Origin of the sequence: Pseudodesulfovibrio aespoeensis Aspo-2 (assembly GCF_000176915.2) — a bacterium.
Lineage (GTDB): Bacteria > Desulfobacterota > Desulfovibrionia > Desulfovibrionales > Desulfovibrionaceae > Pseudodesulfovibrio > Pseudodesulfovibrio aespoeensis.
On sequence record NC_014844.1, the window covers coordinates 976,039 to 988,857 of the forward strand.

Annotated in this window: 9 protein-coding genes and 1 tRNA gene; 4 read left to right on the forward strand and 6 right to left on the reverse strand. The window is 65.2% G+C overall.

The window, feature by feature from the left end; all coding sequences use genetic code 11:
* The first annotated feature begins 176 nt into the window (after window positions 1-176).
* Window positions 177-253, forward strand: a tRNA-Arg gene (locus DAES_RS04405).
* Window positions 254-482: 229 nt separating this feature from the next.
* On the forward strand, window positions 483-2,174 hold the full coding sequence (locus tag DAES_RS04410; RefSeq protein ID WP_013513831.1) for an alpha-keto acid decarboxylase family protein: 1,692 nt from the start codon (window positions 483-485) through the stop codon (window positions 2,172-2,174).
* Window positions 2,175-2,252: 78 nt separating this feature from the next.
* Here DAES_RS04410 and DAES_RS04415 read toward each other — a convergent pair whose 3' ends face one another.
* A complete protein-coding gene (locus DAES_RS04415; RefSeq protein WP_041271348.1) occupies window positions 2,253-4,850 on the reverse strand; it encodes a PAS domain S-box protein in 2,598 nt (865 codons plus the stop codon).
* Between the two features lie 198 nt (window positions 4,851-5,048).
* Between DAES_RS04415 and DAES_RS04420 the strand changes: the two genes are divergently transcribed.
* Together DAES_RS04420 and DAES_RS04425 are read left to right on the forward strand one after the other, a co-directional pair.
* Window positions 5,049-6,911 (forward strand): methyl-accepting chemotaxis protein, encoded by a 1,863-nt coding sequence (locus DAES_RS04420; protein WP_013513833.1) that lies wholly within the window; start codon window positions 5,049-5,051, stop codon window positions 6,909-6,911.
* A gap of 177 nt (window positions 6,912-7,088) precedes the next feature.
* Entirely contained in the window at window positions 7,089-8,042 is a 954-nt protein-coding gene (locus DAES_RS04425) for a YceI family protein (RefSeq protein WP_013513834.1), read from the forward strand.
* 72 nt (window positions 8,043-8,114) lie between these two features.
* Here DAES_RS04425 and DAES_RS04430 read toward each other — a convergent pair whose 3' ends face one another.
* The 5 genes from DAES_RS04430 to speB all read right to left on the reverse strand — a co-directional run bounded on the left by DAES_RS04430 (window position 8,115) and on the right by speB (window position 12,819).
* On the reverse strand, window positions 8,115-8,726 hold the full coding sequence (locus DAES_RS04430) for an FmdE family protein (protein WP_013513835.1): 612 nt from the start codon (window positions 8,724-8,726) through the stop codon (window positions 8,115-8,117).
* A complete protein-coding gene (locus tag DAES_RS04435) occupies window positions 8,704-9,510 on the reverse strand; it encodes an ABC transporter ATP-binding protein (RefSeq protein WP_013513836.1) in 807 nt (268 codons plus the stop codon). Before DAES_RS04435 ends, DAES_RS04430 begins: the two co-directional genes overlap by 23 nt.
* Complete coding sequence (locus DAES_RS04440; RefSeq protein WP_013513837.1) at window positions 9,507-10,577, reverse strand: FecCD family ABC transporter permease; 1,071 nt, start codon at window positions 10,575-10,577, stop codon at window positions 9,507-9,509. Before DAES_RS04440 ends, DAES_RS04435 begins: the two co-directional genes overlap by 4 nt.
* Window position 10,578: 1 nt before the next feature.
* Complete coding sequence (locus tag DAES_RS04445; protein WP_013513838.1) at window positions 10,579-11,694, reverse strand: iron ABC transporter substrate-binding protein; 1,116 nt, start codon at window positions 11,692-11,694, stop codon at window positions 10,579-10,581.
* Window positions 11,695-11,961: 267 nt separating this feature from the next.
* Window positions 11,962-12,819 (reverse strand): agmatinase, encoded by an 858-nt coding sequence (gene speB, locus DAES_RS04450; RefSeq protein ID WP_013513839.1) that lies wholly within the window; start codon window positions 12,817-12,819, stop codon window positions 11,962-11,964.

The following is a 12,819-nucleotide window of genomic DNA, read 5'->3' on the forward strand; positions in this document are numbered from 1 at the left end:
CGGAAAACAGGACGGCGGAAACCTTCCGCGTCTTGCCACTATAGGGCCTTTTTTGCACTTGTAAAGGGTGTGAACCCCTTTGCACACCTCTCCTGGCCCTGCGCCCCTACCCGTGATGAAACGCTTGCCTTTTGCCCCCCTGTCGGCTAGGTACTTACCCCGGCATCATTGCCAGTGGCCCCGTAGCTCAGTAGGATAGAGCACCAGATTCCTAATCTGGGTGTCGCAAGTTCGAATCTTGCCGGGGTCACCATTTTTTTCCAAAAGCGCAGGCCAGCCTTGTCATGGGGCTGGCCTTTTTTGTCTTCGTCAGTTTCGCTCCCTTCTTGTTGATCCTGTCCCGCATGTCGTGAATGAGAGACGATTCATTCGGCCACCCATTGGCGACGGCCTGGTTTTGGGGTATGGCTGATGTGCCCCCCTGTCGGCGTGGCGGGTCTCGGGCAACACCATGGCATGCTGGAGCGAAGAGGGAGGCACTCATGTCCAAGACCACCAAGGCGTCACTGTCCGGCAAAAAATCAAGGACGGTCATCGGGCATCTGCTGCACCGGCTCAAGGAGATCGGCATCACCGACATATTCGGCGTGCCGGGCGACTACGCCTTTCCGGTCAACGACGCCATCTGCAACGATCCGGAGCTGCGCTGGATCGGCACCTGCAACGAGCTCAACGGGGCCTATGCAGCGGACGGCTACGCCCGGATCAAGGGGCTGGCCGCCCTGTGCACCACCTACGGCGTGGGCGAGCTGAGCGCCATCAACGGCATTGCCGGGGCCTATGCCGAGCATCTGCCGGTCTTTCACATCGTGGGCATGCCAAAGTGCGCCATCCAGCTAAAACGCGGCATCATGCACCACACGCTGGGCAACGGCGAATTCGACCTTTTTCACAAGATGACCCAGCCTGTGGTCTGCGCCAGCACCATACTCACCCCGGAAAACACCGTGGCCGAGGTGGACCGGGTCATCGATGCGGCCCTGACCCGGAAACAGCCGGTCTACATCGCGGTGCCTGCGGACTTCGCGCTCATGGAGCTGGGCTGCGCCGCTCCGCATCCGGCGGTGCCCGCTGCGAGCGATCCGCAGACGCTTGAGACCGTGCTCGATCTCATTGCCGGGAAGCTCGGCGAGGCCGTGTCGCCCGTGGCCCTGGTGGGCACACTCATAGGCCGCCACGACCTGCGCGCCGAGGCGCGCGCCCTGGTGGAGCGGGCCGGGCTGCCCTTCTCGACCCTGTTCATGGGCAAGGGCACCCTGCCGGAATCCCATCCGAATTTCATCGGCGTCTACAACGGGGCCATCCTGGACGAGGCCGCGCGCTCGGTGGTCGAGTCGAGCGATCTGGTGCTGGGGTTGGGCACGATCCGCTCGGACATCAACACCGGCGCGTTCACCACCAACATCGACCTGTCGCGGGAGATTCGCATCCAGCCCGATCACGTCATGGTGGGTCGGGCCGTGTACCAGAATGTGCACATCCGGGACGTGATCTCTGGGCTGGTCCAGCGGGTCGCGCCGCGCGCCTGTCCGGCCCATCCGACCCCGGCCGGGCTGGGCGCGCCGCAGGGCGCGCCGGGCGAGGCCATCACGGCGGGGTCGCTCTACCCACGCATCGAGCGGTTCTTCAGGCCGGGCGACATCATCATGGCCGAGACCGGCACCTCGTCCATGGGGCTGGTCACGGCAAAACTCCCGGAGAACACGGCCTTTTACAACCAGACTCTGTGGGGCTCCATCGGCTGGGCCACGCCAGCGGCCTTCGGGGCCGCCATGGCCGCGCCGGACCGGCGGGTGGTCCTGGTCACGGGTGAGGGCTCGCACCAGCTGACCGTGCAGGAGATCAGCCAGTTTGGCAGGTTCGGACTCAAGCCGGTGATCCTCTGCCTGAACAACAACGGCTACCTCATTGAGCGCATGCTCTGCGAGGACCCGTACATCTATTACAATGATCTGGCCCAGTGGAACTACAGCAAGCTCCCCGAGGCCTTTGGCATGGCCGACTGGTTCTGCGCCAGGGCGGTCACCAATGCGGAGCTGGACGCGGCCCTGGAGGGTGCGGCCCGTGCCGCCAGCGGGGCGTATGTGGAGGTGGTCACCGGCACCATGGAGGCCTCGGACATGGCCCTGGCCCTCAACCGTATCGTCTTCAAGGGCGGCGGCTGGAAGGCGTGAGCCGGACCGGCGCGAAACAAGGCCCGTGGCGGAGCGCTGCGGGCCTTTTGTATTGCCTTTTGGCCCCGCCCGAGCCGCTTACTTGCAGGCTGTCTCCGAGCCGTGGACCGAGGGGAGGGTGAAGGAAAAGGCGCTGCCCTGGCCAAGGGTGGAATCGACCCAGATGGAGCCGCCGTAGTGCTCGACGATCTCCTTGCAGATGGAGAGGCCAAGGCCAGTGCCGCGCGCCTCGGCGACCAGGGTGTCGCCTGCGCGCGCCTTGTAGAATTTCTCGAAGATGTTGGGTTGGTCTTCGGGACCGATGCCCATGCCCGTGTCCGAGACGGTGATGGTCAGGCTGTCCACGTTGCCCGTGACCGAGATCTTGATGAAACCCTCGGCGGTGAACTTGCAGGCGTTGTTGAGTAGGTTGATGAGCACCTGCTGGACCTTGTCCGGGTCGGCGTGGATGAGCGGCACGGTGGGCGGCAGGCTGAGCTTCAGCTTGATGGCCGGGCGGGCGGCCAGGGCCCCGGCCAGGGCGTTGGCCGCCTGATGCACCACCTCGCACGGGTTGAGGAACTGGTCGTTCCACACCACCTTGCCGGACTCGATGCGGTTGATGTCCAAAAAGTCGTTGATCAGCCGGGTCAGCCGCTCGCCCTCGGTCTCGATGATGCCCAGGTTCTGGCGGATGCGCTCGCCCTTGGCCTCTGCCAAGGGCGACTCGGCCAGGGGCAGAAAATGGCGCACGAACTCCTTGCGCGTCAGCTTGGCAAAGCCCCGGATGGAGGTCAGGGGCGTGCGCAACTCGTGCGAGATGGACGAGACCAGGGCTGACTTGATGGTGTCGAGCTCGGTCAGCCGCTGGTTGGCGCTTTCCAGCTCGCTGGCCTGGACCTGCAACTCGGTGGTGCGCAGCTCGACCATGTCCTCAAGGTCCTCGGAGAACCGGGTCAGCTCCTCCTCGTTGGACTTGCGCTCGATGGCCAGGGCCACCTGCTCGGAGACCGCTTCCAGGAAGCTGACATCCGCGTCGGTGTAATGGCGCGGATTGGTGTAGTGCTGCACGGCCATGGCCCCCATGGTCCGGCCCTTGAGCTTGAGCGGCACGCCGAGCCAGACTGCTGCGGGCGTGCCCACGATGCCGATGTTGCGCGCGTTCTCCGGCGGGATGGGATCGGCCTGGGAGATGAAGAGCGGCCTGCCCGTGCGCAGGATGTGGACGGTCAGGCCGCGGGTGTTCGGGTCGCTGACGTTCCTGATGTCGTAGAGCTCGTCCTTGTCGTCGGCAAAGTAGGCGAAGGCCACGCGGTCGCCGGGCTCGTCGTACAGGGCGATGAAGAAGTTGGTGGCGTCGATGACCTGGCCGAGGATGGCGTGGATGGTTTCGTAGAGGGCCTGGAGGTTGTCGGTGGTGCTGATGGCCTTGGAGATGGCGTACATGGCCTGGGTGGTGCGCTCGCTCAGCTTGCGCTCCGTGATGTCGGTGTGGGTCCCGGCCAGGCGGTAGACCTCGCCCCTTTCGTCGCGCGCGCTCGCCCCCCTGCCGAGCACCCAGCGATAGGTGCCGTCCTTGTGCCGAAGCCGGTACTCCACCTCGAACTGGTCGGTGCCCCCCTCGGTGCAGGTCCTGTTGGCGGCCAGGATGGGTTCAAGGTCGTCGGGGTGAATGGCATTCTTCCAGGAGTCCGAGGTGTTGGGAAACTCGGCCTCTTCATAGCCCAGCATCTCCCTGTAGCGGGCCGAGTAAAAGATCGTGTCGGTTTGCAGATCCCAGTCCCAGATGCCGTCGTTGGCGCCCCTGGCCACCAGCTCGTAGCGTTTCTCGCTGTCGCGCAGGGCGCGCTCCGTGCGGTGGCGGGCGGTGATGTCGATGAGCGAGCAGACCATGTCGTCGGTGCGCGGGATGGCCTGGACAAAGAGGTGGGCCAGCTTACGGTCGCCGTCCTTGGTGAGGATGGTCATTTCATAGTCGCTTGGCACGGACGGGTCTTGCATGCGGCGTTGTCGATTGAAGCCCCGCACGCGCTCCAGATCTTCCGGGGCCACGAAGATGTCCCAGGTCTTCCGGTTCACGATCTCGTCGGCGGTGTAGCCCGTCAGGGTCTCGAACTGCGAGTTGCAGCGGTGGACCACGGCATCGGCCCCGAAGATGATCATGGCCGTGCCCGTGTGTTCGAAGATGGTGCGGTAGTAGTTCTCGCTTTGGTAGAGTGCCTCTTCGGCCCGCTTGGTGTCGGTGATGTCGATGACCACGCCGCGCACGCCCGTGGCATGGCCGTCGGAAAAGACCCCCTGGGAGTATACCTTGATGGGGAAGCTGGTCCCGTCCTTGCACACGGCGATATATTCCTCGCCGTTCGCGCCGGTGCCGCGCAGGGTGCGGGCCATGCCCGCCCTGGCGCGCCCGATGGAGTCCGGGTGGAGAATCTGGTGGAGATAAAGGCCCGTGGCAACGTCCTGGGCGGTGAATCCGAAGCGTTTGAGGGCAAAGGCGTTGACGTAGACAAACCTGCCCTCAAGGTCCATTTCGTAGACTATCTGCGGCAGGCCGTCCACCATCTGCCGGTAGCGTTCTCCGTCCGGATCGCTGACCGGGGGCTGGCCAGGTGTCAAAACAGCCCCGAGGCAGGCCCGAAGCGCCGCCAGTTCGGCGATGAGTTCCTTCCGTGTCCTGTTGCTTTCGCTCGTCATGCCGTCCCCTGTTGCGGTCACTGGTTTGGGCATAGCAGAGAACCCTTCCGAAATCAGCAACTATAACACGCCGTCTGCCCCCTGCGATCATCACCCAACGCCGCGTTATAACTTGTGCGGCCACACTTCAACATTTGCGCAATGAGTGATAAGCAGGCATAAGGATTCACTGCATAACTCGTGCGCCCGGAGGTGCCAATGCTCAGGAAAGTGTCCATCAACGTCCGCATGATTATTCTCATCTGCGCCATCGTCCTCTTCACCATCGGCTTTGCCCTGACCGCGCTGAACGGCGTGTCCAGGGTTAAGGCGGTGGGCGTTGAGCGGTCGGCGGCGGCCATGCTCGAAGGCGAGCGGCGCAAGCTCCAGGTGGGCACCCATTCCATGGCTATGTCCGTGTCCGAGGCCATACAGGGTGTGACCGATATCGAGGAGCGCAAGACGCTCATCCGCAAGCTGGTGGCCCCGATCCGCTTCGAGGACGACGAGTCCGGGTATTACTTCGTCTACGAGAAGACCATCAACGTCGCCCTGCCCACCAACACCAAGCTGCAGGACACCGACCTCTCCGGCCTGAAGGACAAGAACGGCGTGGCCCTGGTGGTGGAGCTGGACAAGGTGGCGCGCGCGGGCGGCGGGTTCGTCACCTATGTCTGGCCCAAGCCGAACAAGGGCGAGCAGCCCAAGCTCTCCTATGCCGAGATGATTCCCGGCACGCAGATGTGGATCGGCACCGGCGTGTACCTCGATAACGTGGACGAGGAGCGGGCCGCCATTGCCAATGACATCGACACGCTGGTCAACACCTATGTCCTCGGAGTCGGCGGCGGCGCATTCGCCGTCTTCCTGCTCCTGGTCCTGCCCCTGTGCCTGCTCATCGCCCGGTCCATCATCCGGCCCCTCAACGAGGCCGTGGCGCTGGCCGATCTGGTTGCCGGAGGCGACCTGACGCAGGAGATTTCCACCGAATACCATGACGAGCCGGGTCGTCTCGCCGCTTCGCTCTCGGCCATGATCCACCGCTTGCACGAGATCGTGGGCCAGGCCAAGGGGGGCGCGGACCGCGTGGCTTCGGGCAGTTCCGAGGTGACCCTGTCGGCCCAGTCCGTGTCCGACGGCGCCAACCGTCAGGCCGCCTCTGTGGAGGAGGTCTCCTCGGCCATGGAGGAGATGATCTCCCAGATTGGCCGCAACACCGACAACGCGCGCCAGACCGAGAAGATGGCCACCCAGACCGCCCTTGACGCCCAAAAGGGCGGCGAGACGGTCATGGAGGCCGTGGACTCCATCAAGCACATTGCCGAAAAAATCTCCATTATCGGCGAGATAGCGCGCCAGACCAACCTGCTGGCGCTCAACGCGGCCATCGAGGCGGCCCGCGCGGGCGAGGCGGGCAAGGGCTTTGCCGTGGTGGCGAGCGAGGTGCGCAAGCTGGCCGAGCGCAGCGGCTCCGCCGCCGCCGAGATCGGCGAGCTGTCCTCAGTCACCCTGGTCAAGGCCGACGAGGCGGGCACCATGCTGGCCCGAATGGTGCCCGACATCCGCAAGACCGCCGACCTGGTGCAGGAAATCTCCATGGCCAGCATCGAGCAGAACGCCGGAGCCCAGGAAATCAACAAGGCGATCCAGGAACTCGATACGGTCATCCAGCAGAACGCGGCCTCTGCCGAGGAACTGGCCGCCACGGCCCAGGAATTCACCGAGCACGCCTCGCAGTTGCAGCAGGGCATGGAGTTCTTCACCCTGTCCGAGGACCGCTCGGGCCGATCCCAGGGCGCGCGCACCCAGGCGCGTGTGGTCCGGCAGCCCGAGGCGCGGCCAAAGCCTGTTGCCCGTCAACTGGCACCAGCCACGTCCCGGCGTGCCCCTGTCCAAGCCCTGGCCCGGCCAGAATCCAAGCCAGCGGCCAAGGCGGAATCCAAGCCCGCCGCCAAGCCCGCCGCCAAGCCCGCCGCCAAGGCTGACTCCAAGCCAGAAGGCAAGCCCGCTGCCAAGCCAGACCCCAATCCCGGAGGTGGAGGCATCGACCTGGACATGGACGACGACTTCGAGAAGTTCTGATCCCCCTTCCTGTCTGCTGGACTGACCCCAAGGCCCGCCTCGTGGCGGGCCTTTTTGCGGCCTTGCGTCAAGAGGGCCGTCAGGGTTGCGTCCGGCCCGATTCCTGATACACTGGCCCCAAATCCTCTGCCTTCGGGAGGGCCAACCCGCAGGGGCGGGCAATGGAGGAGCCGGGAGATGGATGCGCAGTTCGTGGAGCGGCTTGAGGTCGGCGAGGTGGTCGAATTCATCGAAAAGGGCGATGGCGTGCTCATTGACACGCTGCCGCCGGAACACTTTGCGGCGCGGCACATTCCGGGCGCGGTCAACGCCTGCGTCTACGAGATGGTCTTTTGCGAGATGGCGGCTGCCCTGGTGCCGACCATGGGCACGCCCGTGGTTCTCTACGGGGCTGGTGCCGATTCCCTCGACTGTCTGGCCGCGGCGGACAAGCTGGCCCGACTCGGGTATACGGACGTGGCCGTGTTCCACGGCGGTTTGGAGGAGTGGCTGGCAGCCGGGCGATCCCTGGAGGGGTCGGCCCCGGACGCCCTGGAGCCGCCGCATCCGGTCCTTGTTCTTGAACCCCGGCCCTACCGCCTGATTCCGGACGAATCCCTGCTCCGGTGGGCCGGGCGCAACACCGGCAGCACGCACCACGGTACGCTCCGCTTCGCCTCGGGCGGGCTGGACGCGACCGGCGCGGACCCTGGCGCTGGTCCGATTGGATCGGACGAATTGTCCGCGTGGTTCGTTATCGACATGACCAGCATCAGCAATACGGACCTCCTGGGCCAGGATCTGCACCCGGTGCTGGAAAAACACCTGCATTCAGACGATTTCTTCTTCACCGTCATGTTCCCTGAGGCGTCCTTCATAACCACGGCCATCCGGCTGGTCGAGAGTGCCCAGGCCACCCGGCCAAACGCCATGATCCAGGGCAATCTGTCCCTGCGCGGCATGACCAGCGAGATCGCCTTTCCGGCCCACATCCGCAATCTCGACGCCGAACGGCTGTCCATCGTCGCCAACCTCGACTTCGACCGCACCCAGTGGGGCGTGATCTACGGGTCGTCGAGGTTTTTCCGGCACCTCAGCTATCATCTGGTTTTTGATTTCATCTCCGTGGAGTTCCGGCTGTTGCTGGAATAGCGGGTCTTCAAGACAGGAAACCCCGTCCACCATATGGTGGGCGGGGTTTTTGCGTCGAGGGGGGCAGGGCGGTCAGATTTTCTGGTCCTGGGCGGCAAAGCAGGGGATGCACAGGGTCTGGCCGCCGAGCCGCCGGGTGCGCGACTCCATGGTCATCTCCCCGCACTGCTCGCAGGCGTGGCTGGTCAGGATTCGGGCGGGCCGGGGCGCACTCAGGGTCAGGGGGGTGATGTGAAACATCTCCTCCAGGGGCAGGACCATGAACCGCTCCTGAAGCAGGGTGCGCAGCTCGGCCAGCCGGGCCTTGTCCGCATCCGTGGCCGCGCCAGTGTGGCTCTTGGCCATGAGTTCGCCCATCTCGTCGTCCATGCCGCCACGCGCCCCGGTGTCGAGCAGGGCGCGCAGGCCTGTGCCGCGTCCCCGGTCGTAGAAGGCAAAGGCCATTTTGCCCAGGTCGCGGTGGATGAGATTGCCCTTGCCATAGGTGCAGCCAGTCAGCACCTGGATGGCGTCAACGCCGCACATGTCGGTCTCGCACACGGCCACGAGGTCGATGTCGCGGGTGTGACCCAAATCGCGCAGGGCCAGCTCGGCGGCGCGGATGCCGATGTGCAGGCCCGGGCATTCGTGGCCGTGGAATTCTATGGCTCTGGCGATCTGGTCAGCGGGGATGTGGCAGGGCATGGTGGTGCTCCGTTGTTGCGTGTGAGTGGTCATGAGCCGGGACAATGAGCGGGTGGCCGTGGACATGGTGGATGTGGACGGCCACGCCGTACACCTCCTCGATCACCTCGGGGGTGACATCGCGGGCGAGTCCGCGCGAGTGGATGGCCCCGTCCTTGAGAAACAGGACCTTGTCCGCGTAGCGCAGGGCGGTGTTCAGGTCATGCATGGTCATGATGGCCCCGATGCGGTGCTCGTCCACCACCCGGCGGACCATGGTCAGGATGTCCACCTGGCTCCTGAGATCGAGCGAACTGGTGGGCTCGTCGAGCAGAAGCAGGCGGGGCTCCTGGACCAGAGCCCTGGCGATAGCCACCTTTTGCAGTTCGCCGCCGCTGAGTTGGTCGATGTGGCGCATGGCCAGGGCATCGAGATGCAGCCGGCGCAGGGCGGATTCCACTATCTCCAGGTCATGCTTGCTCACCCGCCAGCGGATGTGCGGCTTGCGGCCCATGAGCACGGCGTCGAACACGGTCAGCCGGGCCGGTTCGTTGCGTTGGGCCACATAGCCCACGCTCAAGGCTATCTCACTCGGACGCATGCCCAGCACGTCGCGCCCCTCGACCATGACCGCGCCGCGCATGGGCCGGTGGATGGCGTTGATGCATTTGAGCAGGGTGGTCTTGCCCACGCCGTTGGGGCCGAGGATGGCCAGCAGCTCGCCGCCCGCAAGGGAGAACTCCACATCGTCGAGGACCGGGTGGCTGTTGTAGGTGAAGCCGAGGCCGTGGATGTCGAGGATCATTTGCGCTGCCCCCTGATGATGAGCCAGATGAAGATCGGCGCGCCCATGAAGGCGGTCAGCACCGAGACGGGCAGCAGATGCGGTGCGAGGATGAGCCGGGCCGCGGTGTCGGACACCAGCAGGAGCAGTCCCCCGCCCAGGACGGACGCTGGCAGCAGGAAGCGGTGATCCGAGCCGATGATCCTGCGCGCCATGTGCGGCACCACCAGCCCGACAAATCCGATGATGCCGAGAAAGGCGATGATCACCGCTGTGACCAACGAGGCCAGGAGCATGCCGATGATCCGCAGCCGTTCCACGCGCACCCCAAGGCCGCGCGCGGTCTCGTCGCCCGCGTCGATGGCGTTGTAGTTCCAGCCGTTGCAGAGAAAATAGCCGGAGCAGGCCAGGGTCACGGCGGTGATCACCCCAAGCTCGGACCAGGAGGCGCGCGCCGTGTCGCCAAAGGTCCAGAAGACCATGGCCGCCAACTGCACGTCGTCGGCAAAGTATTGCAGGAACATGGTCCCGGCGGTGAAGAGCGCGCCCAGGGCCACGCCGGTCAGGACCATGACCTCCGGGGTGGCCCCGCGCAGCCGGGAGACCATGATGATCACCCCCGCGCCGAGCAGGCTGAAGGCAAAGGCCGCGCCGGTGGTGATATAGGGATTGGTGATGTTCACGGCGTCGGCGTGGGTGGAGGTCATGACCCCGCCGCCCAGGAACATGACCGACAGGGCTGCGCCAAAGGCCGCCGCGTGGGAGATGCCCAGGGTGAAGGGCGAGCCGAGCGGGTTGCGCAGGATGGACTGCATGACCGTCCCGGACACGGCCAGCCCGGCCCCGGACATGATGGCGGTCAGGGCCTGGGGCAGCCGGATGTTCCAGACAATGGCGTCGATGCGCCGGGGCACTTCAAGCCCCGCGAGGCTCCGGGCCACGTCGGCCAAGGGGATGCCTGCCGCGCCGACCGAGATGCCCGTGATCAGCGCGGCGACGAGCAGCACCCCGCTTGAGACCACGAGCGCGCTCTTCCAGCCGATATACCGCCGGTATTCGGCAGGAACCTGACCGTCCGAGAAGTGCATGTCAGTTCACCGGCACCTGGGTGAAGGCGAAGTTGCCGAACATGCGGTTCATGTCGTCGAACAGGGGCTTGCCCACCAGGAAGGCGTAGAGTTCGTCCGCCTTGGCTCTGGGGTCCACGTCCTGAAAGCGGTCCGGGTAGATGAGCTTGCCGATGTAAAAGGCGTCGGCCAGGATGGACGCGAAGTTCTGGCTGTACCAGTTGTAGGGCAGCAGGCCGTAGACCCTCCCCTCGCGCACGGCAGAGAGGGTGCGGTACGCGGGATCGGTGCGCAGTTCGTACAAGCCCCCCGCGCTGTCGCCCAGTTGCAGGGTGGAGAGATCGAGGAAGAGGTACTGCGGGTTCCACTGGACGATCATTTCCTTGGCCACATTGGCGTAGGCCATGTCCTTGCCGGTCAGCCCCTCGCGGTAGGCGAGATTGCGCACGCCCAGAAAGGCGAAGGGGGGATAGCCCGGCTCGGTGGATTGGAACCCGTGCGGGCCGGACATGGCCACGCCGCCGACATACGCCGCCGGGCGGTCCTGCTCGGCAATGTCCGCCGTGCGTTTCTTGAGGTCGGTGATCTGATGCTCCATGAAGGCGATGACCGCCTCGGCCCGCTCCTGCCTGCCAAGCACCTCGCCCATGATGCGCAGGGACTGGTACAGGGCCGGACGCTGCTTGCCCAGCGTGCCATAGTCGAGCGTCACCACCGGGATGCCGGTCTTGCTTTGCAGCTCCACCGGATCGTGGCCCCTGGTGGGAGAGGTCTTGAAGATCACCTGAGGCTGCGGATCAAGGGAGAGGATCAGCTCTGGATTGTCGTGGCCCCGGAATTCGCCGAAGACCGGCAGGGTCTTGAACTGCGGGTTGGCCATGGCATAGGGCCGGGCGTCGAAGCTGCGCCTGCGCGCCTCGATGTCGTCCACGGCCACGGCCAGGTTCTGGGCCTGCAGGTAGGTGAGCAGCCGCAGGCAGCCCGGCCCGGAGCAGATGACCTTGGTGACCCTGGTCGCAATGACCACTTCGCGGCCGAACGAGTCGGTGATCGTGCGGCTCTCGGCCTGCGCCGGGGAGGTGGACAGGATGATCAGGGCTGCTGCCAGGACTGTGAACAAGAGTTGAAACGCGCGCATGGCGGACCTCGTGCTGGATACGGAGTGAGAATAATAAGTCAGATGATGCTACAAAAATTGAATCAATGGCACCATCCGGATAACCAAATGACTCTTGTACGTCAAGAGGGTGTGCCAATTCAGACTCTCGTTGTCTGAAATTGGCGAGTTGGGTGGGCCTGATGCGGTCAAGGGGCAGGCGCGGGGAGGGCGATCCCAAAAAACGATCGCGCCCCTGGCCGGAGTGTCCGGTCAGGGGCGCGGTGCAAGGCGAATGGGGTGGGGCGGTTATTCCCTGGGCAGGCTCAGGCCCATCAGACAGTAGGCCAGCAGGGCGGCGGCAAAATCCGAGGCGTGGTCGCCCTGGGCCGGGGCCAGTTCGACCACGTCCGCGCCGATGACATGCCTGCCGGCCACGGTCCGCTCAAGCAGGGTCAGGGCGTCGTGCCAGCCCAGGCCGCCGGGCACCGGGGTGCCGGTGGCCCGGATCACGGACGGGTCGAGGCCGTCCACGTCAAAGGTGATGTAGATGCGCTCGGGAAAATCGGCGGGCAGCAGCTGGGTGGGGATGCCCTTGAGGTGCATCTTGCGGGCGTCGAGGCACGGGACCGCCTGGGCCTTGCGGTAGTCGGCCTCTTCGGCGCACATGGCGCGCACGCCCACCTGGAAGACTGGCACGCGCAGATCGTCCATGGCCCGGCGCATGACGCAGGCGTGGCTGTAGGGCGAGCCCTGGTAGGTATTGCGCAGGTCGGCATGGGCGTCGAACTGGACCACGCCGAACCGGCCGTATTTCAGCTTCATGGCGCGCAGCGCGCCTAAGGTGACGGTGTGCTCGCCGCCCAGAACCAGTGGCAGGGCCTCGCACTCCAGGGCGTAGGCCACGGCGTCCTCGATGCGGTCCAGGGTCTTGGCGATCTCCTTGGAGCAGTCAACGGGATCGGCGGTATGCACGCCGCCAGAGGCCGGAACCCAGGAGCCGTTCCACAGTTCCAGCTGTTTGGACGCCTCGATGATGGCCGCCGGACCGGCAGCCGTGCCCGCGCCGTAGGATGTCGAGGTCTCTAGCGGCACGGGGATGATGTGGACAGCGGCCTTGTCCGGTTTTTCGTTGGGAATCTCCCCTTCCAGAAAATGCGGTGCCAT